At 46.7% G+C, this 26,570-nt stretch carries 27 protein-coding genes and 2 riboswitches; of the genes, 26 read left to right on the top strand and 1 reads right to left on the bottom strand.

Translation table 11 applies throughout. The features are described from left to right. Positions 1 to 146 precede the first annotated feature (146 nt). From P9B68_RS00165 to P9B68_RS00200, 8 genes are all read left to right on the top strand, one after another. The gene (locus P9B68_RS00165) at positions 147 to 1,379 is read left to right on the top strand and encodes a CapA family protein (RefSeq protein ID WP_167875200.1); all 1,233 of its coding nucleotides are present in this window, start codon (positions 147 to 149) and stop codon (positions 1,377 to 1,379) included. Between the two features lie 40 nt (positions 1,380 to 1,419). Beyond that, positions 1,420 to 1,549: riboswitch (FMN riboswitch) on the top strand. A 75-nt stretch (positions 1,550 to 1,624) separates the two neighbouring features. Then, positions 1,625 to 2,194, top strand: coding sequence for an ECF transporter S component (locus P9B68_RS00170; RefSeq protein ID WP_135660035.1), 570 nt, complete (start codon positions 1,625 to 1,627; stop codon positions 2,192 to 2,194). Between the two features lie 78 nt (positions 2,195 to 2,272). Continuing rightward, positions 2,273 to 2,369, top strand: a riboswitch (SAM riboswitch). Positions 2,370 to 2,446: 77 nt separating this feature from the next. Then, complete coding sequence (metK, locus tag P9B68_RS00175) at positions 2,447 to 3,631, top strand: methionine adenosyltransferase (RefSeq protein WP_277668246.1); 1,185 nt, start codon at positions 2,447 to 2,449, stop codon at positions 3,629 to 3,631. Between the two features lie 49 nt (positions 3,632 to 3,680). Then, positions 3,681 to 4,019, top strand: coding sequence for a hypothetical protein (locus tag P9B68_RS00180; protein WP_277668247.1), 339 nt, complete (start codon positions 3,681 to 3,683; stop codon positions 4,017 to 4,019). A gap of 65 nt (positions 4,020 to 4,084) precedes the next feature. Further along, on the top strand, positions 4,085 to 6,301 hold the full coding sequence (gene recD2, locus P9B68_RS00185; protein WP_135660029.1) for an SF1B family DNA helicase RecD2: 2,217 nt from the start codon (positions 4,085 to 4,087) through the stop codon (positions 6,299 to 6,301). Next, positions 6,291 to 6,959, top strand: a complete 669-nt coding sequence (locus P9B68_RS00190) for a ComF family protein (RefSeq protein ID WP_135660027.1) — start codon at positions 6,291 to 6,293, stop codon at positions 6,957 to 6,959. Before recD2 ends, P9B68_RS00190 begins: the two co-directional genes overlap by 11 nt. 63 nt (positions 6,960 to 7,022) lie before the next feature. Further along, positions 7,023 to 8,048, top strand: coding sequence for a rod shape-determining protein (gene mreB, locus P9B68_RS00195; protein WP_277668248.1), 1,026 nt, complete (start codon positions 7,023 to 7,025; stop codon positions 8,046 to 8,048). 453 nt (positions 8,049 to 8,501) lie between these two features. Further along, a complete protein-coding gene (locus tag P9B68_RS00200) occupies positions 8,502 to 10,370 on the top strand; it encodes a methyl-accepting chemotaxis protein (protein WP_277668249.1) in 1,869 nt (622 codons plus the stop codon). Between the two features lie 188 nt (positions 10,371 to 10,558). Here P9B68_RS00200 and P9B68_RS00205 read toward each other — a convergent pair whose 3' ends face one another. After that, positions 10,559 to 10,795 (bottom strand): hypothetical protein, encoded by a 237-nt coding sequence (locus P9B68_RS00205; RefSeq protein WP_135660021.1) that lies wholly within the window; start codon positions 10,793 to 10,795, stop codon positions 10,559 to 10,561. Between the two features lie 332 nt (positions 10,796 to 11,127). Here P9B68_RS00205 and P9B68_RS00210 point away from each other — a divergent pair, with 332 nt between their 5' ends. The 18 genes from P9B68_RS00210 (at position 11,128) to P9B68_RS00295 (ending at position 26,553) form a co-directional block, all read left to right on the top strand. Then, the gene (locus P9B68_RS00210) at positions 11,128 to 12,042 is read left to right on the top strand and encodes a DUF5685 family protein (RefSeq protein ID WP_277668250.1); all 915 of its coding nucleotides are present in this window, start codon (positions 11,128 to 11,130) and stop codon (positions 12,040 to 12,042) included. Then, complete coding sequence (locus tag P9B68_RS00215; protein WP_135660017.1) at positions 12,026 to 12,667, top strand: J domain-containing protein; 642 nt, start codon at positions 12,026 to 12,028, stop codon at positions 12,665 to 12,667. Before P9B68_RS00210 ends, P9B68_RS00215 begins: the two co-directional genes overlap by 17 nt. Before the next feature lie 22 nt (positions 12,668 to 12,689). After that, entirely contained in the window at positions 12,690 to 13,223 is a 534-nt protein-coding gene (locus tag P9B68_RS00220) for a hypothetical protein (RefSeq protein WP_135660015.1), read from the top strand. Positions 13,224 to 13,363: 140 nt separating this feature from the next. Next, positions 13,364 to 14,248 (top strand): MurR/RpiR family transcriptional regulator, encoded by an 885-nt coding sequence (locus P9B68_RS00225; protein WP_135660013.1) that lies wholly within the window; start codon positions 13,364 to 13,366, stop codon positions 14,246 to 14,248. Beyond that, positions 14,220 to 15,491, top strand: a complete 1,272-nt coding sequence (locus P9B68_RS00230; protein WP_277668251.1) for a BaiN/RdsA family NAD(P)/FAD-dependent oxidoreductase — start codon at positions 14,220 to 14,222, stop codon at positions 15,489 to 15,491. Before P9B68_RS00225 ends, P9B68_RS00230 begins: the two co-directional genes overlap by 29 nt. Further along, positions 15,488 to 16,162: a (d)CMP kinase gene (gene cmk / locus P9B68_RS00235; RefSeq protein ID WP_135660009.1), complete on the top strand. Its 675-nt coding sequence runs from the start codon at positions 15,488 to 15,490 to the stop codon at positions 16,160 to 16,162. Before P9B68_RS00230 ends, cmk begins: the two co-directional genes overlap by 4 nt. 78 nt (positions 16,163 to 16,240) lie before the next feature. Beyond that, positions 16,241 to 16,807 carry a lysophospholipid acyltransferase family protein gene (locus tag P9B68_RS00240; RefSeq protein ID WP_135660007.1) on the top strand — a complete coding sequence of 189 codons (567 nt, stop codon included), beginning with the start codon at positions 16,241 to 16,243 and terminating at the stop codon, positions 16,805 to 16,807. Between the two features lie 11 nt (positions 16,808 to 16,818). After that, on the top strand, positions 16,819 to 17,418 hold the full coding sequence (locus P9B68_RS00245) for a lysophospholipid acyltransferase family protein (RefSeq protein WP_135660005.1): 600 nt from the start codon (positions 16,819 to 16,821) through the stop codon (positions 17,416 to 17,418). Then, entirely contained in the window at positions 17,415 to 19,385 is a 1,971-nt protein-coding gene (locus P9B68_RS00250; protein WP_277668252.1) for a bifunctional 4-hydroxy-3-methylbut-2-enyl diphosphate reductase/30S ribosomal protein S1, read from the top strand. Before P9B68_RS00245 ends, P9B68_RS00250 begins: the two co-directional genes overlap by 4 nt. Positions 19,386 to 19,498: 113 nt before the next feature. Continuing rightward, entirely contained in the window at positions 19,499 to 20,134 is a 636-nt protein-coding gene (gene yunB, locus P9B68_RS00255; protein ID WP_135660001.1) for a sporulation protein YunB, read from the top strand. Positions 20,135 to 20,208: 74 nt separating this feature from the next. Then, positions 20,209 to 22,206 carry an NAD-dependent DNA ligase LigA gene (ligA, locus tag P9B68_RS00260; protein WP_461949990.1) on the top strand — a complete coding sequence of 666 codons (1,998 nt, stop codon included), beginning with the start codon at positions 20,209 to 20,211 and terminating at the stop codon, positions 22,204 to 22,206. Positions 22,207 to 22,319: 113 nt separating this feature from the next. Beyond that, positions 22,320 to 23,339, top strand: coding sequence for a stage III sporulation protein AA (locus P9B68_RS00265; protein WP_167875197.1), 1,020 nt, complete (start codon positions 22,320 to 22,322; stop codon positions 23,337 to 23,339). Further along, on the top strand, positions 23,326 to 23,754 hold the full coding sequence (locus tag P9B68_RS00270; protein WP_277668253.1) for a stage III sporulation protein AB: 429 nt from the start codon (positions 23,326 to 23,328) through the stop codon (positions 23,752 to 23,754). Before P9B68_RS00265 ends, P9B68_RS00270 begins: the two co-directional genes overlap by 14 nt. Positions 23,755 to 23,770: 16 nt before the next feature. Then, the gene (gene spoIIIAC, locus P9B68_RS00275) at positions 23,771 to 23,965 is read left to right on the top strand and encodes a stage III sporulation protein AC (RefSeq protein WP_135659997.1); all 195 of its coding nucleotides are present in this window, start codon (positions 23,771 to 23,773) and stop codon (positions 23,963 to 23,965) included. 3 nt (positions 23,966 to 23,968) lie between these two features. Further along, positions 23,969 to 24,364, top strand: a complete 396-nt coding sequence (locus tag P9B68_RS00280) for a SpoIIIAC/SpoIIIAD family protein (protein WP_135659995.1) — start codon at positions 23,969 to 23,971, stop codon at positions 24,362 to 24,364. Next, positions 24,361 to 25,500 carry a stage III sporulation protein AE gene (locus tag P9B68_RS00285; RefSeq protein ID WP_135659993.1) on the top strand — a complete coding sequence of 380 codons (1,140 nt, stop codon included), beginning with the start codon at positions 24,361 to 24,363 and terminating at the stop codon, positions 25,498 to 25,500. Before P9B68_RS00280 ends, P9B68_RS00285 begins: the two co-directional genes overlap by 4 nt. Beyond that, a complete protein-coding gene (locus P9B68_RS00290) occupies positions 25,497 to 25,976 on the top strand; it encodes a stage III sporulation protein AF (protein ID WP_277668254.1) in 480 nt (159 codons plus the stop codon). The genes P9B68_RS00285 and P9B68_RS00290 overlap by 4 nt, the downstream gene beginning before the upstream one ends. Continuing rightward, on the top strand, positions 25,963 to 26,553 hold the full coding sequence (locus tag P9B68_RS00295; protein ID WP_135659989.1) for a stage III sporulation protein AG: 591 nt from the start codon (positions 25,963 to 25,965) through the stop codon (positions 26,551 to 26,553). The genes P9B68_RS00290 and P9B68_RS00295 overlap by 14 nt, the downstream gene beginning before the upstream one ends. The last annotated feature ends 17 nt before the right edge of the window (positions 26,554 to 26,570 follow it).

Below are 26,570 nucleotides of genomic sequence, written 5' to 3' on the forward strand. Positions count from 1 at the left end.
TTGAGAAGGTTGGCAAATGCAAGCAAAGATGATTTCATTAGCCGAAATGGCAAGGCTTCGTTTGCTTGAAAGAGAGCTTTGTAGGATCTGTTCTTTTTTTCTGTTTCATGCTATACTATACCTATCTTTTTGATAGGGGTTTTGATATGGAGAAAAAAAACAATCCGTCCCATCAGCTGATTAAAGTGACAATCGGTGTTTTCGTTGTTGCCGTATGTATGACGGGATTTCTCTTTTTCCTTGAGACTACGAGGCAGAATAATGCAAAAGCAGTTTCCCTGTCGTCTTCAGCATTGTCGTCCGTTTCGTCGGTCGCCCCGTCCCTGCCGGAGAAAAAACCGGTTTCAATCACCATTCTGGGGGCGGGCGACAATTTAATTCATGATGTGATCTATAAGCAGGCGAATGCCCGCGCAGGCGGAAAGGGCTATAATTTTCAACCGGTTTACGCACGCATCGCAGGCGATATCAAAAAAGCGGATATTGCGGTAATTAATCAGGAAACGCCGCTAGCAGGCAAAATAGCCCCGCTGTCGGGTTATCCTTTGTTTAATTCACCTGCCCAGATGGGTGACGAGCTGGTAAGTTTAGGGTTTGATGTAATCAATCACGCGAATAATCACGTGCTGGACAAAGGGGAAAAAGGGGTCGCGGCAACTCTTGATTATTGGGCAACCCAGCCATCCGTAAAAGTGGTCGGAGCTTATCGCAGCGATGAAGACCTGGAAAATATCCGTATCGTGGAAGCAAAAGGAATTAAAACTGCCCATATTGGGATAACCGAAATGACAAACGGCCTTTATTTGCCGAAAAATTCAAAATACAGGCTCATTTATGCAAATAATACTGCCTTGATCGAGCGCCTCATTAAAAAGGCGAAATCAATGGCGGATGTTGTGGTTATTTCCGTTCATTGGGGTACGGAAAATACGTATACCCTGACGGATAAGCAAAAAACACTCGCTCAGAACATGGTGGACTGGGGTGCGGATATCATTTTCGGCAATCATCCCCATGTGATTCAAAAGCTGACTGTTTTAACAAGGAAGGACGGAACAAAATGTCCGGTTGTGTTTGCTTTGGGCAATTTGGTTTCGGCACAGCAAAAGGGCGATAACATGATCAGCGGCCTTTTAACGGTGACCATGACAAAGGATTTTACGACAAACAAAACGACTTTTACCGGTATGAAGTTTAAGCCGATTGTTACGCAGTATGGCAAACGCTGTGCCAATATTACGATTTATCCTCTTAATCAGTATACGGATGCCCTTGCTTCCGCCCATGGGGTGAGGAAATATACGCCAGCTTTTAGTCTGCGCTATATTCAATCCGTTCTCGATAGAAATATCCCAAAAGAGTATTTACAAAAGGATTGACAAAAAACTAACGGAATGCTATAATAATAGCAAATAAAATAGCTGTCTTCGGGGCGGGGTGAAATTCCCCACCGGCGGTAAAGCGGCGAAAGCCGACAAGCCCGCGAGCGAAAGCTGATTTTGGTTCGATTCCAAAGCCGACGGTATAGTCCGGATGAAAGAAGAGCGCGCATATTTGCGTATTTAGTCCCGTAGCTTTGCTGCGGGATTTTTTTTCGTTGGCAGCATGTAAAGGAGAGAGGTTTATGAAGACAAGCAAAAGAAACAGTATTCTTTTCATGGCTCAACTGGGTATGCTGGCGGCCGTTTCCATTGTTTTAGTCGCGTTTGTTCGCATACCGCTTATTCCAGCGGCTCCTTTCCTGGAGTATGACATGGCGGATGCGCCCATTTTAATTGCGGCCATGCTTTTCGGAACGGTTCCTTCCATCGTAGTTCTGTTTGTCGTGTCGGTCATACAGGCATTCTTGTTTGGCGGAAATGGATGGGTCGGTCTTTTGATGCATTTTGTTGCTTCTGGCGCCTTGGTGGTTTTGGTCGGGCAATTCTATCACCACAGCAATAAATTTACCCATGCGGTCATCGGTATGGTATTGGGTACGTTCGCAATGACGGCTATCATGGTTCCGATGAACTATATTTTTACGGTACACTTTTTCGGGACGCCGAAAGCGGTAGTTGACGCGATTATGCTCCCGGGTATTATCCCCTTCAATTTAATAAAAGCGGGCTTAAACAGCATTATTGCGGGGGTTATTTTTAAAGCACTAACTCCGTTTATCAGTAAAAATAAAAATATGTTTAATGCCGCTTAACCCATCGTTTTCTTTCAAATCCGCTCTTTACAATTATTCATGTATATGTTATAATCCTGTTGTAAAACTAAATATGCCCCCTTATCAAGAGTGACGGAGGGAACAGGCCCTATGATGTCCGGCAACCTACAATGTGTAAGGTGCCAAATCCTGCGGTAAAGCCGAAAGATGAGGTAATAATATACACCGTTCGGACTTTGCGAACGGTGTTTTCTTTTTACCGGCTAGTGTTAATATAGGAGGAATATGATTATGTCAAGACATTTTTTTACTTCCGAATCGGTTACGGAAGGACATCCGGATAAGTTGTGCGATCAGATTGCCGACGCTGTGCTGGATGAGATTCTTGCTCAGGACCCACAGGCTCATGTAGCCTGCGAAGTTACCGCCACAACCGGTGTGATTCATGTGATGGGGGAGATTTCCACGGAATGCTATGTGGATATCCCTTCGATCGCGCGTCAGGTTGTAAAGGATATCGGTTATGATAATCCGGATTACGGATTTGACGGGAATACGTGCGGCGTTATTACATCCATCGACGTTCAGTCGCCCGATATTGCGATGGGTGTAAATCAGTCTTTGGAAGCAAAGCAGGGCGCGACCGATGAAAACGACTTAATTGGCGCGGGCGACCAGGGAATGATGTTCGGATATGCCTGCGATGAAACGCCGGAATTGATGCCGCTAGCCATATCGCTTGCGCACAAGCTTTCTAAGTGTCTGAGTGAAGTACGTAAAGAAAAAATCCTTTCGTATTTAAGACCCGACGGCAAGACGCAGGTGACGGTTGAATATGAAGGGGACGAGCCTGTGCGTGTGGATACCGTTGTTGTATCTACCCAGCATGACCCGGACGTTTCGCTTGAGCAAATCCGAAGGGATATTATTGAAAAAGTCATCAAGCCGATTATTCCCGATAAATGGCTTGACAGTAAAACGAAATTCTTCGTCAACCCCACCGGGCGTTTTGTAATCGGCGGGCCGGTAGGCGACAGCGGGCTGACCGGAAGGAAAATTATCGTTGATACCTACGGCGGCTATGGAAGACACGGCGGCGGTGCTTTTTCCGGGAAGGATCCGACGAAGGTCGACCGTTCAGCGGCTTATGCTGCACGCTATGCCGCGAAAAACGTGGTTGCGGCCGGCTTAGCCAGGAAATGCGAAATTCAGCTTGCCTATGCGATCGGAGTAGCCAGACCGGTCTCCATTATGGTCGATACCTTCGGAACATCAAAGTACGGCGACGATGAGCTCGCGGCTGCCGTTTCCAAGGTGTTTGACCTTCGCCCGACTGCGATTATCCGTGACCTGGATCTTCGGCGCCCGATTTACCGCTCTGTCTCCAATTATGGGCATATGGGCCGCGAGGACCAGCATGTTTCCTGGGAAAAACGGGACAAAGTGGACGCATTAAAAGCAGCTTTGGCAAAATAAAAGAGCACAAAATCACCTCATTACATAAACTGTAATGAGGTGATTTTTTATGCTTGAAATCATAGCAAGACTGTTTTTTGTGTTTTTGGCGATCCTTGGGGCGGTCGAAATCATTCGAAGCTTTATTTCGTGGTCCTTGCGCACGCCGCATCATAAGGGAAAGCTTTATCTTGTTCTTTCCATTGAGGGGCATGATGAGGAAGCGGAGATGCTTCTGGAGAGTGGCATTGAAAAACTGAAATGGGTTCATGGCGAAGAAAAAATGCTGATTTGTCTGGATAGAGGGATGGATGAAGAAACCAGAAAAATATGTGCAATTATAGCGCACCGGAATCCCGGGGTGGTAGTCTGTAAACCGGAGGAATTGGTGAATATTCTTGAACAATAATTTGCAAATACATATCCTATGTATTATACTGGGTTTATAAGGATGATAAACTGAGGGAGTTTTTCATGAAAAGCGAAAGCCTGCTGGAAATGACCGGCTCCGTGGAGCAGGTCATTTTTAAAAATGAGAGTAATGGATATGCAATCATTGAAATGAATAACGGGGAAGAGCTTGTTACCGTAGTGGGTTCAATGCCGCTTGTAAGTGTCGGAGAGGAATTGCGGGTGATTGGAAACTGGATAAACAGTCCCACTTACGGTACGCAGTTTAAGGTGGAAGCCTTTGAACTTTCAAAACCGGCCACAACGGTTGCCTTGCTCAAATATCTTGCCTCCGGCGTGATTAAAGGGATCGGGCCGAAAACGGCCGGCAAAATTGTGGATGCATTCGGGATGAACGCGTTGGAGATCATTGAAAAGGATCCGGAGCGCCTTTGTGAAATTAAGGGGATCACAAAAGCTAAGGCGCAGAAAATAAGCGACGAATTCCAGAGAACACACGGCATTAAGGAAATGATGCTGTATCTTGGAAGCTACGGCATATCCCCGGAGGAATCCATACGGGTTTGGAAATATTATGGCCCGGAGTCGGCGGAACGCGTGCGGGAGGATCCTTATTGCCTGTGCCGGGACGGTATTGGAATCGATTTCGGGCGGGCGGATGAAATCGCTGCTTCGCTGGAACGCCCGCAGGACGATAACTGTAGGATTAGGGCAGGAATTCTGTATGTTTTAAAACATAATATTGGGAACGGGCACACTTGCCTGCCGGCGGACAAGCTGTTGAAGACTGCCGCAAGGCTGCTTGAAATCGAGGTGGAACTGGTTACGGAAACGCTGGAGGAGTTGAAGTCGGAAGCTTCGGTTGCCTTCGCTGCTTTCAATGGCAGAGAATATATTTTCACGCCGCAGATGTATCGCTCCGAGGTGTATTGTGCCGGGCGACTCAAAATGATGCTTCGCTATCCCGCGCAATCCATTGTTGGGGTTGACGATTCAATTTCCGCCATTGAAGAAACATTACAAATCCGCTACGCGGAGAGGCAGAAGCAGGCGATCAAAGAAGCGCTGTTAAAGGGAATTCTGATTTTAACCGGAGGTCCCGGAACCGGAAAGACAACGACCTTAAACGCAATCATTAAGATACTGGAAGAAAAGGGAGAAAAAGTCTTGCTAGCGGCTCCGACCGGACGCGCCGCAAAGCGTATGTCGGAGCTGACCGGGCAGGAGGCAAAAACCATTCACCGTATGCTTCAGGTGGAATGGGACGAGAACGACCTTCCCGTCTTTGCCAAGAATGAGAAAAATCTTTTGCAATGTGATGCTCTGGTTATAGACGAGCTGTCGATGGTGGACGCAAATTTGTTAGAGGCGGTTCTGCGCGCCTTGCCGCTTGGATGCCGTATGATCATGGTTGGCGACTGCGATCAGCTTCTTTCCGTTGGGCCGGGCAATGTTTTGGGGGATTTAATAGCAACAGATTTGTTTCCCGTTGTACAGCTTGACCGGATTTTCAGGCAGTCCATGCAAAGCCTGATTATCACGAACGCGCACCGAATTGTAAAAGGGCAGATGCCGGAACTTGCGGTCCACAGCAGCGACTTTTTCTTTCTGCCGAGCAATGACCCTTCTGAAATCCAAAGGACAATTGTTGAGCTGTGCGCGGTACGGCTGCCCGCCAGCTACGGATATTCGCCTCTGACCGATATTCAGGTGCTTTCCCCCGGACGCAAAGGGAAACTTGGTACTATGGAACTGAACAGGCGAATTCAGACGGCGGTAAATCCGCCGGATCCTTCCAAACGGGAAATCAACATTAACGGGGTGCTTTTCCGCGAAGGCGATAAGGTGATGCAGGTAAAGAACAATTATAATCTTTCATGGTCAAAATCGGATGGTTCTTTGGGCGAGGGCGTTTTTAACGGCGATCTGGGAATCCTTTGCTCGATTGACCGAAGAGCTTCCACTTTAACGGTGCAGATGGATGACCGTGTCGTCCTGTACGAACTGGAAACCGCGGCGGAATTGGAGCTTGCTTATGCGATGACTGTCCACAAGAGCCAGGGAAACGAATTCCCGGCAGTGGTGATACCTATGTATCCAGGCGCTCCGCAGCTTTCTTACCGCAATCTGCTTTATACGGCAATTACACGGGCAAAATCGCTGCTCATCCTTGTAGGAACGCAAAGGACAATTCAGGCGATGGTCAACAATAATAAAAAAACGCGCCGGTATACCGGACTCTCCTATTTTTTAACGCAAGGAGCGGAAAATGAAGAATAAAGGGATATTTGCCGCGGTTTTGAATATGATTTTTCCCCCGAGATGCGCTTTTTGCGGTGAAGTCATTTTATCCGGAGAAAAAGCCTGCGGAAAATGCTCCAAAGAAATCAAAACGCTCAATCTAACGAAACGCATGGTTTTACCGAATTTAGGGAAAACTGTTTTTTGTGTATCCCCTTTTGCATACGAATATAAAATCCGGGTTTCCCTCATTCAGTTTAAGTTTTATGGTCGCCGGGACTTCGCGGATGTTTACGCGGAAACCATGGCGGCGCTGGTACAGAAACAATTTCCGGAAATTTCGTTTGACTTTCTTACCTCTGTGCCGATTTCTCCAAAAAGAAAACAGGGAAGAGGCTACAACCAATCCGAACTGCTGGCAAAGGCAATTTCCAAATGCGCATTTCTTCCATATAATGAATGTTTAATAAAAATCAAAGAGAACAGAGAACAGCATAAATTGACGGAAAAAGAACGCCGGACAAATGTTTTGGGTGTTTACCAAGTAATAAACAAGGAAAAAATAGCAGGGAAAAAGATTCTTTTGATCGATGATATTGTAACGACGGGGGCAACGCTGAGCGAATGCGCCGAAACACTTTACCAAGGCGGCGCGGAATTTGTTGCCTGTGCCGCAGTTGCCCAAGTGCCGCTTTAAAAAGTTGAAATATCATCTATTCTGTAATATAATAATTGGGAAATTAAGATTGGATGTGGTTGTGTGCTGGGAACAGATATAGCGATCGATTTGGGTACATCGACTGTCAAAATTTATCTTGACGGCAAAGGGATTACACTTAATGAACCGGCAATTGTTGCCGTAAACGTGGAAACGGATGAAGTTGTTGCTACCGGAATGGAAGCATATAAAATGGTGGGAAGAACGTCCGATAAAATTGACGTTGTCCATCCGCTTTGCAACGGGGTTATTTCAAATTTTGATTTGGCGCAGCATTTAATAAGTACTTATTTAAAGAAAATCAGCGGTAGCAAGGTTTTTATGCCCCGCGTTGTTGTAAGCGTTCCCTGCCAGATTACGGAAGTTGAAAAACGCGCGGTAGTGGATGCGATTAGTGCGGCGGGTGTCCGCAAAATCTGTTTGATTGAAGAACCCGTGGCGGCCGCACTAGGCGCCGGGGTAAATATCGCGACCCCGCACGGCACCCTGATTGTTGACATCGGTGGCGGCACGACGGATATGGCGGTGCTGTCGCTGAGCGGAATTGCGATCTCCAGATCCATTAAGGTTGCGGGAAATGCGTTTGATGAGGCGGTTATAAAATATATCCGCAAAAAATATAATCTGATTATCGGGCAGCGTACAGCGGAGGATGCGAAGATTGCGATTGGCTGTGTTTACCCGAGAAAGGAGCTGGCTTCCCACAGAGTAAAAGGGCGTAACGCGATGAACGGTTTGCCGCAGTGGGCCGATATCAGTTGCGACGAGATGCTGGAAGCTTTAATTGAACCGGCGATGCAGATTGTCCGCACCATACAGGAAATGCTTGAAAAAACACCTCCGGAACTTATGGGCGATGTTTATTCCGACGGAATTATTTTAACGGGCGGATCGGCGCAACTTTCCGGGTTCGATACGCTGATTTCAAAAAAAGCGAAAATGCCGGTTCATATTGCGCAGGATTCGCAGATTTGTGTGGCATTGGGTGCCGGCAAAGCAATTCAATTTATTGATGATATACAGAATAAGGGCTATGGCATTTTAAATCCGCTGAGCGCGGCGTACTAAAATCAAAAACTTCAAAAAAGCGTTGCCGTATTTTTCTACGGCGGCGCTTTTTGTTTAGCAAATTCGATTGGAATGCTTTTTTAAGCATGGCAAAGTTGCGATGTCATTTTCCGTATATTTTTAAACAATAACTGTATAAAATTGAAGAAACTTTCTGTTAAAATTATAACATTAATCTTCAATTCAGACAAAAATATAGCAATTTTGTTGATCTTAGATAATATTTTAAGATTATATTTTATACAGAATCAATTTTACAACTCGACAATATATAATAATTACTAACAAATATTATTAGAAGGAAGGAAATTTATGGTGAGTGCGAGTAAAAAAATTACAAGAAAATTAGCATTTAAAATTCCCTTAAAAGTTGTTTTCGCAATTGCTGTTATGATTGTATTTATCTGTGTTTTTCTAAATATTTATCTAACAAATTTACAACAAAGGTCTGTGATGAACAATATCAATGCGGTTGCGGAAAACAACGCCTATCTGGCATCGGGTTACCTGAATAATCTAAAGACCGTTGCGAGTACATTTTCAAAACAGGTTTACCAATATAAAACGTTGGATGCTGGTCTTAGGGATCAACTTATCCGGAAGGACTTGGCTTCCTATTTGGACGATGAACGTATCTTTTCCGCTTATATCGCATTAGAACCGAATTCTTTATTTGAAAATACGCCGAGTGGCAGGTCGTACTATGAATACCGAGACGGAAACACCAAGAGATTGGATGTAGCCGATGATTATGATACATATAAGGACGGGGAATATTACGCTGTTTCGAAGCAAACCGGCAAAGCGCATATTACGGAACCGTATACCTATAAGCTTTCAAATGGGAATACCGTGTGGCTTATTACAATCAGCAGTCCGATTGTTGACGGCAATGGAAAATTCTTAGGCGTTGTAACTGCAGATATTTTAACCGACACCATCAATAATCTAGATTATAACTTAGGTGGCTACACAACATCGGATAACTATATCCTTTCAACCGGTTCGGTTTATGTTTCCGATACGGCGGATAAGAAAAAATCTGGTACAAAATATTCAGAGAAGGCAGACAATTCTGTTTTTAAAGTAAGCCAGCCTTTAAAAATTGATGGTATTGAGAGTAAATGGACCAGTAATTTTACTGTTGGGAAATCCGAGGCATTAAAAGATGTTTCCATGCTTACCCTTTTGATTTCTCTGGTTGGTATAATCGGTATTCTCATAATCGGATTTGTTATCATTCTGATTATCCGCAGGTCTCTTGCCCCGGTTAATAAGATTGTTACGCTTTCTCAGGAGATGGGAAACGGCAACCTGAATTCCGATATTCATGTAGATACGCAGGATGAACTGGGGGAACTGGCCGCCATCTCAAAAGAAACCTCCCGAAGGCTGAGCGAATATGTTAGTGAGATATCGCAGGTTTTAACAGAAATATCAAACGGAAATCTGAAAGTAGATGTTACGCGTGATTATGTAGGCGACTTTTCCCCAATTAAAAAAGCGCTAGTTAAAATTATTGACTCTCTGAATATTGCGTTTTCGGAAATCGGAACCGCCGCCATACAGGTTTCGACAGGAGCAGAGGAAATTGCCAATGGTGCCCAGTCGCTTTCAAATGGTGCAACGGAACAGGCCGGTTCGTTGGAAGAACTTTCTGCCTCAATCGACGAGGTGTCGCAGAAAGTGAAACTAAATGCCAACAACGCGAATAACGCGAGAATACTGGCAGAGGATGCGCAAAGAGAACTGGAAATTGGCAAAGAGACAATCGGCGAAATGATGGCGGCAATCACGGAAATCCGCGATACATCTATGGAGATTACGAAGATTATTAAGACGATTGACGACATCGCTTTCCAAACCAACATTTTGTCACTAAATGCCGCCGTTGAAGCGGCCCGGGCGGGCAGTGCCGGAAAGGGTTTTGCTGTTGTGGCCGATGAGGTTCGCAACCTTGCAAGCAAGAGCGCGGAAGCTGCTAAGCACACGACCACATTGATTGATAATTCTGTCAACGCGGTAGAGAACGGTACAAAAATAGCGGCGAAAACAGAGGAGCTTTTGAACTTGATTGTTGCGAAATTTACGGATGTCAACAACTTGGTGACGGAGATTGCGGACGCTTCCAATGAGCAGGCAAGCTCCATTTCCCAGATTGATACCGGTGTTTCGCAGATTTCTTCTGTTGTTCAGATGAATTCCGCTACTGCGGAAGAAAGCGCCGCGTCCTCCGAAGAACTTTCCGCTCAGGCTAATCTCCTAAAGGAACGGGTGGCCAAATTTGAACTGAAGACAGACCTTCAAATATCAAAAGAATAGTAAACAATAGTAAAAGGACAGCTACTGGATCACCAGCGGCCGTCCTTTTACTTGTAGTGCGAAAATAGTGCGTAAACGCCCCCGGTATAGCCGGGCGTTTAAAAAGCTTTCATACAGTATAAGCGCCCCCGAGCGCTTTAAAACTACATAGGAAAACCCCGGCATAGCCGGGGCGACGGTTCTGAAGTTTATTTGCTCATCATGTAGTTGATAAACATTAATTCATCTTCCGGATTTTCTACATTTAGCTCAGCGGAAACGGTTGAATTTTTCGCGCTTTCCAGGAGCGCACGAACGCCATAAAGCTGGCAGAGCTTGCTTTTCAGATTCAGCGTATTGCCGTCTTCTGTAATGAGGTATACATTTCCTTTGGCCTTGTCTAAAAGGTCGATCAGTTTCACTACGTCAATGTCGTAAAGTTTCATCTACTTACCTCCTGTTATTACTGTTTATCACGGTCTGCTCTTGAGCAGATTATATCATGGAAATCCAAGAAACACAATCAATCTTTGTTTATTTCTTTCCATATCTAAACAGTTCAGTCATTTCTTTTACAGTTTTATAATACCATACATTATACACAAAATCAACATCTTACATTTGTGCAATGTTTAAAAAATCAGAAGAATTTAAGAATTAAACTATTTATTTTTCAAGTTTTGCTTTTGATTTCTTAAAATTCACATATTGTTAATTAAATCATGGAGCCAAATATAGTAAAATAATAGACAACGTATAGGAAAAGCTGTTTTTAAGGATGGTTTTGGTGTTTGGTTATATAAGGCCGCAAAAATCAGAAATGCTTGTTCGGGAATATGAACAGTACAAGGCTGTGTACTGTTCGCTTTGCCGTCAGCTTGGGAAAAGCTATGGAATGATGGCGCGCCTTACATTAAGTTACGACTGTACGTTTTACGCATTGGTGCAAATCGCGGTCGGCGCGGATTGCCCCGGTTTTAAGAATGGACGTTGTGTTGTTAATCCGTTGAAAAAGTGCGCATACTGTAACGCGGGCGAAAATGAGTTGATTGCCGCTTCTGCGTTGTCGGTAATCATGACGTATTATAAAATAAAGGATGACATTGCGGATTCCCGCTTTTTGGGGAAGCTTCGTTCCGCTTTACTTTTGCCCTTCGCGGCCCGCGCGCACAAAAGGGCGGCTCGTGATTTCCCGTGGATGGATGCCATCGTTTCCAAGTCAATTCAAATGCAGTATGAAGTGGAGCACAGGGACAACCCTTGTATCGATGCCTGTGCGGAACCTACTTCGGAAATGCTTAGACAGATTTTTGAATCCATTGCCGGGAAACCGGAAAATTCGGAAAGTGCGAAGGTCCGTATTCTTCGTCAGTTTGGGTATTATCTTGGACGATGGGTCTATTTAATCGATGCTGCGGATGATATTGAAAAGGATATTCGATTTGCTTCTTTTAATCCTTTTGTATTAAAATTTCAATTAAATCAGTCGAGTACGCAGGAAGAACTGGACAAAGTAAGAGGTTACGTGAATCAGGTATTAAACCTTACACTTTCTCAGCTCATAGCCGCATTAAATATCTTGGATTTAAATTGTTTCGGGCCTATAGTTGATAATGTTGTAAAAAAAGGTCTGCCGCAAATTCAAAAAGAAATACTGTTTAAGAAGGAGAAAATGCATGTCGGATCCTTATAAGGTATTAGGAGTTTCACCAAACGCCACAGATGACGAAATTAAAAATGCTTATCGCGAGCTTGCGAAAAAATACCACCCCGATAATTACTCCGGAAGTCCGATTGCCGATTTAGCCGGTGAAAAAATGAAGGAAATTAACGAGGCTTATGATACCATTATCGCGCAGCGAAAGCAGCAGAAAAATGGAGGGTATTCTTCCTATAACACTTCAAATGGCGGATATACAAATCCGGGTTATGCATATTACTCGAATACGGGATTCGGCGACGTTCGGAATTTAATCATGCTGGGTAGGATTGCGGACGCGGAACAGATTTTGGACGGCGTACCGCCGGAAAACAGAAATGCGGAATGGTATTTTTTGAAGGGAACCGTCCTTTATAAACGGGGCTGGCTCGAAGAAGCATACAACTGCTTAGCAAGAGCATGCCAAATGGATCCTGGCAATGGGGAATACCGCGCGGCCATGAATCAGGTGATGAACCAGCGCAACGGTGCGTATGGTGGGTATAATCCCAACGTCACATATGCCAACGGTTGCAGCGGCTGTGATATTTGTTCGTCGCTGCTTTGCGCGGACTGTTGCTGCGAATGCATGGGCGGGGACTTAATCCCATGCTGTTAACAGCATTTAGGGGGGATTTCCTTTGACGAAAAGTTTCCGCTTGGCTTTTTGCGGAATTGCTACGGCATTGTGTACACTACTGATGTTTCTAACTGGAATCATATCGATCGGGACCTACGCGTTTCCGGCGCTGGCGGGCGTGCTGCTGATCGCGGTTGTGATCGAATTCGGGAAGAGCTGGGCATGGTTGGTTTATGTTGCTGTTTCGGTGCTTTCGCTGTTCCTAGCAGGGGATAAGGAAGCCGTGGTACTATTTATCCTTTTCTTCGGGTATTACCCCATTTTGAAAGCGCAGATTGAAAAAATTCATAACAGGGTGGCAGCCTATATTTTGAAATTTTCTGTATTTAACGTATCGATGGTTGCCTGTTTTTTTCTCAGCATCAAGCTGCTGTCCGTACCGGAAGATAGTTTTACCGTTGCGGGGATATACCTTCCGTGGGTATTCCTGCTCATAGGAAATATTATTTTTGCAGTATACGATTACGCACTATCCCTGTTGGTTGTTTCCTATTTCCAGCGGTTTCATCCGTATTTCCGTAAATGGTCAAAATAAAGGTTTGCCCCCGAAGGGGGCTTTTTTTATTGGGAATCCGCATTAAAATGAATTAAAAAGTGTCCCTTCCTGCAAAATAACGGAAATATACTTGATTTTTAAGCGATTTCGAATTAATATGAATAACAGGAGTTGGTTGAATGAATAATTTATTAATCACCAGAATCAGAAACAAGATGAAAGAATTTTCGAAAGGGCAAAAATTAATTGCAAAATATATTGAGGAACATTACGATAAAGTTGCGTTTATGACCGCTTCGAAACTGGGAGCGACCGTCGGCGTGAGCGAATCGACGGTTGTCCGTTTTGCTACGGAAATCGGCTATACGGGGTATCCCGAATTGCAGCAGGCTGTGCAGGAAATGATTCGCAGCAAGCTGACCTCCGTTCAAAGAATGGAGGTTACCGCAAGCAGGATCGGCGACGCCGATATTCTTGATTCCGTATTTAATCAGGATATCGAAACTATCCGCAGAACGATGGAGGAAATACCGCATGAGGATTTTTACCGTTCGGTAGACGCGATTGTCGCCGCACGCAAAATTTATATTCTCGGGGCAAGAAGCTCGCTTGCCTTGGCAACGTTCCTCTACAATTATTTTAATTTAATTTTCGAGAATGTCCTCTTAGTAAAGTCAACCAGCGAAGGTGAGATTTTTGAACAGATGATCCGGGTGGACGAGCGGGATGTTGTTATTGGAATCAGCTTTCCCCGTTATTCCCGGAAGGCGGTTAACGCTATGAACTTTGCCCACAAGCGCGGGGCGACGGTAATTGCCATTACGGACAGTCCGCTTTCCCCTCTTGCGAAAGAGGCGGATTACGCCTTGCTTGCCCGTAGTGATATTGCTTCGATTGTGGACACCCTCGTAGCGCCGCTCAGTTTGATCAATGCACTGATTGTAACCACCTCACTAAAAAAATCAGGAGAGCTTACACAGGTATTTAAGCGCCTTGAGGATATATGGGATGAATATGAAGTGTATGAAAAGGTAGATGAAAAAGCTAGTGGATCAGCTCTATGATGCGCTGATAATCGGGGGCGGCGCCGCGGGGATGCTGGCGGCAGGAACCGCTGCCAGCAACGGCCTGTGCGTTTGTCTGCTGGAAAAAAAGGAACGTCTCGGGCGGAAGCTGCTCATCACCGGAAAGGGCAGATGCAATCTTACCAACAATTGCGATATACAGACCTTTATCGCATCAGTTCCGTCAAACGGGCGCTTTCTTTACAGCGCGGCCACGCATTTTCCTCCGCAGGATACCATCCGCTTTTTTGAAGAGCTTGGCGTTCCAACCAAGGTTGAGCGGGGAAACCGCGTTTTTCCTCAGTCGGACAAATCCTCCGATATTGTGGACGCCCTTACGAAATTTGTAAAGCGAAACGGTGCTGAACTTGTTACGGGGGAAGCAAAAAGGCTTTTGCTGAAAGAAGATACCGTCCATGGGGTACAGCTTTCGGACGGGGCTGAAATAGCAGCAAAAAATGTGATCGTATGCTGTGGAGGTGCTTCCTATCCCGCAACCGGTTCCACCGGCGACGGTTACCGCCTTGCAAAGCAGGCAGGACACACCGTAACCCCGCTGCGCCCCTCGCTGGTGCCGCTTGTTGTATCCGGAAGCGAGTGCGGGGATATGATGGGCCTTTCGCTGAAAAATGTATCGATTACGGTAATGGATACAAAAAAGAAAAAAACGATCTATACGGATTTTGGCGAAATGCTCTTTACGCATTTCGGCGTTTCCGGTCCGATTATCTTAAGCGCGAGCGCGCATATGCGGGATATGGAGCCGGGCCGTTATCATATTTTTATCGATCTGAAGCCGGCGCTCAGCATAGAGCAGCTTGACGCGCGCCTGCAGCGCGATTTTGCACAGAATCAGAATCGGGATTTTTGCAACTCCTTATCTGCGCTGCTGCCGCGAAAGATGATTCCCGTAATGGTTTCGAAATCCGGAATACCGCCGGAAAGGAAATGCAACCAAATTACAAAGGAAATGCGCCGTGCTTTTGCGGGCCTTTTGAAATCCTATGAATTGCAGGTATCGGCTTTTCGGCCGATTGAAGAGGCAATCGTTACTTCCGGGGGCGTTAAGGTCAGCGAAATCAACCCAAAGACGATGCAGTCCAAATTGGTGAAAGGTCTCTATTTCGCAGGGGAAGTCATTGATGTGGACGCCTACACTGGCGGCTTTAACCTGCAGATTGCGTTCAGCACCGGCCGCCTTGCGGCTGATTCTATAATAAACAAGGGAGAAGCAAACGAATGATAGCAATTGCCATTGACGGCCCGGCAGGGGCCGGGAAAAGCACCATCGCCCGCCGGGCGGCGGCGGAGCTCGGCTATATTTATGTCGACACCGGCGCTTTGTACCGCGCGGTCGGCCTGTTTATGTTACAAAAAGGGGTTGCTCCTTCCGACTCCACGGCGGTTTGCCCGCTTTTGGAACAGGTGAAAATCCGGCTTGCTTTTCAAAACGGGGAGCAAAAGGTTTATTTAGGGGATAGGGATGTTACAGGCGATATCCGTACGCCGGAAGTTTCTATGGCGGCTTCCGATGTTTCTGCCATTCCGGAGGTACGGAAGTTTTTGTTCTCTTTACAGCAGGATCTAGCGAAAACAAACAATGTTATTATGGACGGGCGTGATATAGGAACGGTTGTCCTTCCGGATGCACAGGTGAAAATTTTCCTGACTGCATCGCCGGAGGAGCGCGCGGAAAGAAGATATGAGGAGCTGAGGGAAAAGGGAGAAAAGGTGCGGTTTGACGAAGTTTTGGCCGATTTAAAAAAGCGGGATTACAACGATTCGCACCGTACGGTTGCGCCGCTTGTTCCGGCGGAAACAGCGATTGTGGTGGATACTACGGGAATGACATTGGAACAATCGATTGATAAGCTGATGTCGATTATTGAAAAGAAGCTGAACGAAAATAATTGAAACTGGTGATACTAAGTGAAGCGTACACCTCTGTATAATTTTGGGAAAATATGTATTCAGCCTGTGGCAAGATTATTTATGCCTTATCAGGTTAATGACGGCGACAATATGCCGCCTACCGGAAAAGTAGTTGTCTGTTGCAATCATATCAGCAATTCCGATCCGATACGGCTTGCTTTTTCGCAGCGCCGCCAGATTTTTTATATGTCGAAATCGGAGCTGTTTAAAAACAAAGCGTTTGGCCTGATTCTTTCCGGGCTTGGCGCTTTCCCCGTACAAAGGGGGAAGGGGGATATGTCCGCTATCAACAGAGCCCAAGAGCTCCTGCAAAACGGCCAGGCGCTGGGCGTTTTTATTGAAGGAACACGTTCGAAAACCGGGGAGCCCTTACAGCCGAAGGCGGGGGCGGTCATGCTGGCTTACAAAAACAATGCGCCCATTCTTCCATGCTGTATTACCCCAAAGAGCGGCGGCGTTCCCAAGGCCTTTGAAAAATGCATGGTATCGTTTGGAAAACTGATACAGCCGGAGGAACTGGGAATCGAAAGGGGCACAGGGACGGAATTCCGTAATGCATCCCGCTTTGTGATGAATAAAATTATTGAGCTTCGTGAGCGTGATTTGAAAGCATTTGAAAAAATGTAAGGCTTGATTTTATGTTTTATTTTTTTTGCCTTCGGTTTCTTTCCTTCTTCGCAAAACGGCTTTTTTCAATTGAATACAGGGGGATTGAAAATATACCGGAGGAAGGAAGGTTGATTGTCTGCTGTAACCACAAGTCGGTGTTTGACCCGCTGTTTCTGGCGATGCCTTTTAAAAGGCAAATCCGGTATATGGCAAAATCCGAGCTGTTTGAGGAGCATGGGGCCGTTATCCGGTGGGTTTTATACCGGTTGGGTGCTTTCCCGGTGAAAAGGGATTCGGGCGATGCAGGCTCTGTCCGCAGGGCTGTGCAAATATTGAATCAGGAAGGTTTGCTGGGGATTTTCCCGCAGGGGAAATGTGTTTTTGACGATACGCCGTTCCAACCGAAAGCCGGCGTTGCGATGATTGCCGGCCTTTCAAAGGCTCCGGTTCTTCCCGCTTCCATTTACTGTGATGGGATCATTAAACCGTTTAAGCGGATAACGGTTCGCTACGGAAAACCGATTTTCCCGGATGAGCTGGATATCCGGGAGAAATCAACCGCTTCCATACGCTCGGCGGCGTTGGTCATCGCGGAAAAAATAAATCAAATGCTGGAGGAAAAGTATTGAAGGTCATTGTAGCCCGTTCGGCGGGATATTGCTTCGGCGTCAACCGGGCGATCGAAATGGTGGACGCACTTCTTCGCAAAGGGAAAAAGGTTTGTACGCTTGGACCGATTATTCATAATCCGCAAACGCTGGCGCAGTTTGCGGAACGCGGCGTGAAAATTGTGGATTCGCCCGACGAGGCGCCTGCGGACGCGACAATTGTCATTCGCTCCCACGGCGTGTCGAAGGCCGTATGCGATGCGATTTTTGAGAAAAAATTAGAATGTGTCGATGCGACCTGCCCGTTTGTCGCAAAAATACACAAAATTGTATCAAAGGCATCTGCTGAGGGAAAAACAGTCCTGATCGCAGGGGATTGCAGTCACCCGGAAGTTCAGGGAATCCGGGGGCATTGCTCCAAAAATTGTTTTGTGTTTAGAAATGCGGAAGAATTACGGGGGATCCTCCAAAATATTCCGATTGACAATAAAATGCCCCCCTGTGTAGTAGCCCAAACAACTTTTAGCGTATCGGAATGGGAAAATTGTTTGGAAATCATCAAAAGGGTATATACAAATGCAACAATTTTTGATACAATATGTAATGCTACTGCTGTTCGTCAATCGGAAGCGGAGTCGCTTTCCCGATGTTGCGACGTAATGATTGTAATTGGTGGGAGGCAGAGTTCAAATACAGCGAAATTACGGGATGTGTGCAGAAAAAACTGCAGCACCTATCTTATAGAAACGGCGGATGAACTGCCGTTGTCGGCTCTGAAAGGGGCCGAGTGTATTGGCATTACTGCCGGTGCTTCCACGCCGGCAAGCATTATAAAGGAGGTACTTGATACCATGTCAGAAATCAACGAGGCTGCTGGTCAAAATTTAATGGAGAATAATGCCGAGGGAAACTTCGAGGAAATGCTTGAGGAGTCCCTAAAGAATTTAAATACAGATGAGAAGGTACGCGGTGTGGTTGTCGGCATTACTCCCAGCGAGGTGTTTGTCGATGTAGGAAGAAAGCAGGCTGGTTTTATACCGGCTTCGGAGCTTTCCGCTGACCCGAATGTCCGTCCGGAGGATGTCGTTAAAATTGGCGATGAGATGGAACTTCTCATCATGCGTACAAACGACCAGGAGGGCACCATTATGCTTTCCAAGAAGCGCTTAGATGCAGCAAAGGGCTGGGAAACGGTTTCCTCCGCGGAAGAGAGTCAGGAAGTACTTACCGGTGTTGTTACCGAGATCATCAAGGGCGGCTTAATTGTTGTTTCCCATGGTGTCCGCGTCTTTATTCCTGCTTCTCAGGCTACCGTTTCCCGTGGCGAACCATTGGATGAGCTTCTTAAAAAAGAGGTGAAATTCCGCGTTATCGAAGTTAACCGTAACCGCAGACGTGCGGTTGGTTCGATCCGTTCCGTCCTGAAAGACGAACGCAAAGCATTGGCCGAAAAATTCTGGGAGACTGCTGAAGAAGGCAAGGAATACGACGGTGTTGTAAAATCATTGACTTCGTACGGTGCCTTCGTTGATTTGGGCGGTATCGACGGCATGATCCATATTTCCGAACTGTCCTGGGAGAGAATCAAACATCCCTCCGAAGTTGTCAACATTGGGGATACGGTTCATGTGTATATTAAGGGTCTTGACAGAGAAAAAGGGAAAATTTCCCTTGGATATAAACGCGCAGAGGACAACCCCTGGGAAATCCTGAAGCGGGATTATCCTGTCGGCACAGTTGCGGATGTTACGATTGTTGGGATGACAGAATTCGGCGCATTTGCAAGAGTTATTCCTGGTATCGACGGTTTGATACATATTTCTCAAATCGCCGACCACAGAATTGAAAAACCGCAGGATGTCCTGAAAGTGAACGAGGTTGTGAAAGCCAAGATTACGGATATTGATTTTGACAAGAAGCGCGTCAGCCTTTCCATTCGTGCTCTTCTTGAGCCTGAAGAAAAACCGGAAGAAACGCCGGCAGAATAATTTTATATTGGATTGTAGAAACGCAGAGGAATTTGTTTCTCTGCGTTTTTTCTGCCTTTGCACATTTTTATTCCTCCTGTGTATTATAGGGTAAGTGCTTTGGAGGTGAGTCTATGCAAGGGTGGCGCAGATACAGGACTCGTTCGCATAGTGGTTTTAAGGGTTTATTATTCATAGCTTTCATTTTAGCGTTTATACTATTGCTGGACACTCAATTTCGTCCGGTAATTAAAGCGATTATTACAAATCAGGCTCGGATAAAGTCGGTTGACGTAATCAATCGCGCAATTTCCCAAGAATTGGATAAAAATGCCCTTACCTACAATGACCTAGTATCGATTGAGCGCGATACCAACGGAAAAGTGCTTTCGATTACCACCCAGATGGTTCGGATGAACCAATTGAAATCCGTGGTCATTGCGGATGTACAAAAAGAACTTGGCGATGATTCCCATATGGATATGGGCGTTCCTTTGGGAACCCTTATCGGGAATGATTTATTGCATGGACGGGGACCGGACGTACCGCTTCGGCTTACCCTTTCCGGTTCCGTCAGCGCGGAATTTAAAAGCACGTTTGAATCTGCGGGAATAAACCAGACCAAGCATCAGATTCTTTTATGCATACATACCAGCATTTATTCGTACATACCGTGGTTTGATTCGACTACGGAAGTTGAAACCTCAATTCCAGTTGCGGAAACCGTCATTATCGGCGAGGTGCCCCAGGTTGTTGCAAATATTAACTGATCTTGTTATAGTATAATTGCGTAATTTATTTCCAGTATTTCCTGATACAGCCCTGTTTAAAAGCAGATTTAAGAATGAAAGGAAACATTTCAATGGATGTGAAAGAAGCGGAAATTCAGCATAAAAAACTGACTGAATTAATTAATTATCATAATAAAAAATATTACACGGAAGACGCGCCGGAGATTGATGACTACGAGTACGATATGCTTTACCGTAAACTTCAACAGCTTGAATCGGAATTTCCCAGCCTGATTACACCGGATTCTCCTACGCAGAAAATCGGCGGCGAATCGCTGAGTAAATTTCAACCGGTTAGGCATGAAGTACCTCTGGAGAGTCTTCACGATTCCTTTTCAAAAGAGGAATTGATGAACTTCGACCGCAAAGTCCGCGCGGTGGTAGAAAATCCGGTATATATTGTCGAACCGAAATTCGATGGCCTTTCCGTTTCGCTCGAGTACCGGGACGGCATTTTCTTTCGCGGTTCCACCCGCGGGGACGGCTTTGTCGGCGAGGACGTAACGGAGAACCTTCGCACCATCCGCACCATTCCGCTGAAGCTGACCAAAGCTTTACCGTTCCTTGAAGTGCGCGGCGAGGTTTATATGTCCCATAAGAGCTTTTTTGAGCTTTCCGAGCGGCAGGAACTGAACGACGAAAAGCCGTTTAAAAATCCGCGCAACGCGGCGGCTGGTTCCCTCCGCCAGAAGAACGCAAATGTGACCGCATCCCGTAAGCTCGACATTTTTGTCTTTAATGTTCAGCAGATTGTCGGAGCGGAGCTTCACGCGCATGACGAAGCGCTCCGCTTTTTAAAAGAACTTGGATTTGTCATTCCGCCCTTCTTTACCGTCTGTAACACGATGGAAGAGGTGATCTGCGAGGTAGAAAGGATTGGGGATATGCGCGGAACGCTGGATTATTCCATTGACGGCGCGGTTGTGAAAGTAAATTCTTTTTCCCAGAGGGCGGCTCTGGGAAGTACCGCGAAGTTCCCAAAATGGGCGGAGGCGTTTAAATATCCGCCGGAAGAAAAGCAGACGAAACTGCTGGACATTGAAGTCAATGTCGGCCGCACCGGCGTACTTACGCCCACGGGCCTATTTGAACCTATTACGCTTGCGGGGACGACCGTAAGCCGCGCAACGCTGCATAATCAGGATTTTATCGCGGAAAAGGATATCCGCATCGGGGATACCGTTGTATTACGAAAAGCGGGCGAAATTATTCCGGAGGTTGTTTCCGTTGTATCCCATGCCGAAGGCTCGCGACCGTTTGTTATGCCCGCCGTTTGTCCTTCCTGCGGCGCGAAGGTCACGCGGGAGGAAGGAGAAGCCGCTACGCGCTGTACGAACCCCGAGTGCCCGGCGCAGCTTCTGCGGCATATGATTCATTTTTCAAGCCGCGACGCGATGGATATTGACGGGCTTGGTCCGGCTGTTATTGAGCAGTTGGTTAAACATGGCCTTCTTTCTTCACCGGCGGATTTATACCATCTGGAGGTAGAACAATTGAAATCCCTTGACCGGATGGGGGAAAAATCGTCTCAGAATTTGGTCGACGCCATTAAACGGTCGAAGGACAATGATCTTTACCGGCTGATTTATGCTTTAGGTATCCCGAATATCGGGCTGAAAGCGGCAAAACTCCTTTCTGCGTATTTTAAGAGCATGGATGCGGTTTTCCAGGCGACGGAGGAAGAAATAGCCAAAATCGAAGGCTTTGGCTGGATTATGGCGCAAAGCGTCCGGCACTTTTTCGACCTGCCGAATACCGCCCATTTAATCGGAAGGCTACGGGACGCGGGCGTCAATATGCTCAGCAAAGCCGTGGTAGCGGATAACCGTTTCTCCGGAAAAACCTTTGTGCTGACCGGTACCCTGCCCACATTGACAAGAGCGCAGGCAAGCGCGGTGATTGAAAAGCTCGGCGGCAAGGTTTCCGGAAGTGTTTCCAAGAAAACCGATTATGTTTTGGCCGGCGAGAATGCCGGGAGCAAACTGACGAAGGCGCAGCAGCTTGGCGTCACGATTATTACCGAAGAAGACTTTCAGGAAATGATCCGATAGTATTTATATGTAGAAATATACCGATGCTTCGCGGGACTTCTCCCGCGGGGCATTTTTTTGTTCTAACATGCCCTAGTTGTCCATATCTATGTAGTGAAAGGGAGGACAAGTAAATGGAGAACAATAGTAACCCAAGATTTGACTCGGCGGCAAAAGCTGTGTACGGGAAAATCGGCAAATATTTTTTACAGCTTCCGCTGGAAATAAAAAGCCAGGTGCAGGAATTGCGTATTCGTGTGAATAAGCCGGTTTCTATTTGCTGCATTAAAGGGATTTATTTCTTTAACCAGAACGGTACGTTGGTCTGCCGCCCCGACAGCAACACGTTGATCGCGACAAAGGAAGATATTGACGAGTGCTTCCGGAATCTATGCAGCTACTCAATTTACAGCCATCAGAATGAAATACGCAACGGGTATGTTACGCTGGTTGGGGGACATCGGGTCGGAATCAGCGGCACCGCCGTTTTAGAGAACGGGGAAATCAAAGGCTTAAGGGATATCTCTTCCATTAATATCCGAATTGCGCGGGAGATTTCCGGTTCGGCAAACGCGCTTTTGGTCGGCTTAAAAAATAATGTGTCCGACGGCTTGCTGATTGCAGGTCCGCCGGTAAGCGGGAAAACAACCATTTTGCGGGACATCGCCCGCCAGCTTTCAAGCGGTTTGCTTGGAAATATCCGGAAGGTGGCCGTTATTGACGAACGGGGGGAATTGGCGGGCACCTACATGGGGGTGCCGCAGAATGATCTGGGCGTGTGCAGCGACATCCTGGACGGGTACCCGAAGGCGCAGGGGATTATGCAGGCAATCCGCTGTCTTTCCCCGGATTACATAATTTGCGATGAGCTGGGGGGATATGACGAAGTTAGCGCGGTGCAGCAATGCCTGAATGCGGGAGCGGTCATGATCTCCTCCATCCACGCCGGCAGTTTGGAAGAACTCTTAAAGAAGAAACAGGCGGTAGACCTTTTGAAAACGGGCGCTTTCGGCAATGTCGCCATCCTGGATAGGAAAATGGAGCCGGGGAAAATTGCAGGAATCTATAAGGCGGGTGAGTTGCTTGCTAAAATTCACGGGGGCTATGTTCCTGATTGCGGCAGGGGCGATGGCGGGATATATGGAGTCGCATAGGTTGGCGTTAAGAGTGGAGCGCCTTGAGAGCTTTCTGAAATTCCTTTCCGCGGCACAGACGGAGATTCGGTTCTCGGCGCGGCCAGTTGACCAAATCGTAAGAAGATATGGAAACGAACTTCCCTTTCTGAAAGCATGCGCGAATTGCTTTGAGAACGGCACGGATTTCTTTACTGCCTGGCAGCATGGTGTCAACCACAGCGGTTTGTGCGACAAGGACAAAGAACTTTTCAACGGATTTGGCAGAAGCTTTGGAACAAGCGATACGGAAGGTCAGATTTCACACTGTGCGCTGTATTACGAGCTGACCTCCCTTAGCCTGAAAGAGGCAAAGGAAGAAAAAGACAGGAAATCAAAGCTATACCAAATGTTTGGCATATTTTCCGGAATGGCGGCGGCACTGCTGCTGTGCTGAAATTGGAGGAATGGAAATGGATGTGGATTTAATTTTTAAAATTGCGGCAATCGGGATCATTGTTGCCGTATTAAACCAACTGCTGATTCGCTCCGGCCGGGAGGATCAGGCAATGATGACGACGATTGCCGGACTCATTGTCGTACTGATGATGATTGTTAAGCAAATAGACCTGCTGTTTAAGTCTATTAAATCCATATTCGGTTTATAAATTATGAATATCGTAGCAGTAGCAGGAATTTCGATCATCGCAGCCATTCTGTCTGTGATGATGAAACGCTATCATCACGAGTATTCTGTAATCATCAGTATTTGTGCCGGACTCATCATCCTGTTTGAAATAATGGCCAATGTTTCGCCCGCGGTACAACAAATCCATACCCTGCTCGACAGCGCGGGGATTTCCTCCGAATATGCCGCAATTTTGTTGAAATCACTCGGCATTTGTTTTTTGGCGCAGTTCGCGGCGGATTCCTGCCGCGACGCAGGAGAAAGCGCGCTCGCCTCTAAAGTGGAGCTCGCGGGGAAGGTTGCCATCGTCGTTTTATCTCTTCCGCTTTTTGAAAAAATTGCCAGTACGGCTGTCGACTTGATAGGAGGAGGACGATGAAAAGGATTGCATGCTTTCTTCTTACCCTGTTTTTTTTATCCGCTTTTCTTCCACAAGCTTATGCGGCGGAGAATCAGGAGAAGTATTATCAGCAGCAGCTGGAACAGAGCGGTGCGGAGGATTTGCCCTACAAGCTGCCGGAAGAAACCCGGAAAGCGCTGGAAAACCTCGGCATAGAAAACGCGGACTGGAAAAGCATCTCCTCGATTACGCCGCAGAACTTTTTTGAACATATCCTTTCCGTAGCCGCAGGAAAAACCGGCGCGCCGTTCAAAGCGGCGGTTTCCGTGGTTGCCGTTATGCTGCTGTGCGCTCTGCTGGACGGCATGAAGCTGTCCTTCGGGGAAAAAGCGCTGGGCGGGGTCATTGGAATGGTGGCCACGTTGTGCATCAGCATTATCGTAATCAATCCGATTGTATCTTGCATTGTGAATGCTGCCACGGTAATCCGTGCGGCGGCAGGCTTCCTTTTAGCCTGTGTGCCCGTTCTTGCCGGCATTATGGTAGCAGCCGGCCAGTCGGTTTCGGCAAGCTCCTATAATCTCTTGATGGTTGCAGCCGGAAATGTGATATCCCTTTTATCTGCGAATATTCTGGTGCCGCTGATGAATATTTTTCTGGCTCTTTCCATCGTGTCCGCCGTGTCGCCGAATATGAACCTCAACGGATTGTGTGAAGCGTTCAGTAAGTCGGCAAAATGGATTATGGGCTTTTGCATGACCGTATTTACCGGATTGCTTACCATACACAGCATTGTCGCTACCGCAATGGACACAGCGGGAACGCGTGCGGCGAAGTTTGTTGTAAGTAGCTTTGTTCCGGTGGTGGGAAACGCTTTAGGGGAAGCGCTGTACACAATTAACGGATGCGTAAAAATGCTGAAATCGGGTGTCAGCGCCTTTGGGCTTCTTGCCGGATTATGCATTTTCCTGCCAATCCTCATCGAGTGTTTGATCTGGCTTATCACTATTCATATTTGTGCGGGAATCGGAACGATATTTTCGTTAAAGGAAATAACCATGCTTTTAAAAGCGGTCGTGAATGTAATCGAGACTCTGCTCGGGATTATTTTATGCTGTATGGCAATCCTGACGGTTTCCACGGCCGCCATGCTGATTATCGGAGGGGTGTCATGAATGCGGTAAGAGAGTGGTCGGCGGCAATTTGCCTGACCGCGTTGGTTGCAACGTTTCTGCAGAGCCTTGTCCCGGGCGGTTCCATGGAACGTATGGTGCGCTTTGTGCTCGGTGCGTTTATGATCTGTGCGATTATCGTGCCGCTCGCAAAGACGGCGCCTCAGATCGGAACATGGTTTCAAGTGGATACGTCGAGCCGGTCAAGCAGTCCGTTTGTGGGGACGGTCGACAGGCAGATCTCCGAAGCGGCGCAGGAAAGCATTCAAAATCTGGTCATTACGGAGTGCCGGAATATCGGCGTAAAATGTAAAAATGTTCGTGTGTTTATGGATACAAACGAAGATGGCAGCATATCAATTAACAAGGTTGTTGTGATCCTGGCAAAAGGGTACAGGTCGGATTGTGAAAAGGCTTCGGCTCATTTGCAAAAGGTTTTGGGACTTAAAACGGAGGTAATCGCTGATGAAAACGGATAACAGCGGTTTCAAGGAAGAAAAAGAATCTTTTTTTACGAAGCTGGCGGAAAATGAAATGTACCGCAAAATCGTGATTGTGGTTGGGTTGGTCGGAATTGCGTTAATTTTACTTTCCGGGCTTTTAAAAAATGATCATACGGAAGCCAAAACCGTTTCTTCGCCAACGGAGATATCCGCCGAACAGTATGCCGCGCAGCTTGAAACCAAGCTGACGGAAATTGTAACGCGGATTCAGGGCGCAGGTTCTGCAAAGGTCTTGGTCACCCTTGAGCGGGGAACGCAATATGTGTACGCGACAGAGGAAAAGAAAAGCAATAAGACAACGCAGGATAAATCCGACGGCACCACAACAAAAAACGAGGCGAACGACAATACGGAAACCACCTACATATTGGTTAAAGACGCTGACGGCGCACAGAGGGCGCTTGCGGTTACCGAGGTTCAGCCCATCATAAAGGGTGTGGTTGTAGTCTGTGACGGGGGTGACGATCCGACCGTTCAGCAAAACGTAATTTCGGCTGTTACGACAGCGCTGGATATTAGTTCTGTGCGAGTATGTGTAATAAAAGCAAAATAATTTTAAACAGGGGGAAT

Origin of the sequence: Caproiciproducens galactitolivorans (assembly GCF_029266045.1) — a bacterium.
Lineage (GTDB): Bacteria > Bacillota > Clostridia > Oscillospirales > Acutalibacteraceae > Caproiciproducens > Caproiciproducens galactitolivorans.